Annotated in this window: 1 protein-coding gene; it reads left to right on the forward strand. The window is 56.5% G+C overall.

Annotated features, from left to right (window positions below):
* On the forward strand, window positions 1-230 hold a 230-nt coding region (locus tag H1B37_RS33570), incomplete at its 5' end, for a hypothetical protein (protein WP_220498512.1).
* Window positions 231-239 lie beyond the last annotated feature (9 nt).

The raw sequence follows: 239 nt of genomic DNA on the forward strand, positions 1-239 counted from the left end.
TCAACGGCGAACCGATGTACGGACTTTATCCGGAGAACCGTCCGAGTCCTGCTCCGACGGGCAAAGCGATGTTCGAATGCTTCGAAACGCTTTCGATTGTGATTGTCCGACATCATGGCGAAATCATGCGTCGCCTCGCCGACCTGTCGGAAATCCAACGCAGCCTTGCGCGGATGCTGGGGGTATCGCCGGGATCCCTCCGAACCTACAAAAGGAGGTGCGGAATGTAAGTAGCTACG

The sequence above is a fragment of the Stieleria mannarensis genome, assembly GCF_014154935.1.
In the GTDB taxonomy this organism is placed as follows: domain Bacteria; phylum Planctomycetota; class Planctomycetia; order Pirellulales; family Pirellulaceae; genus Stieleria; species Stieleria mannarensis.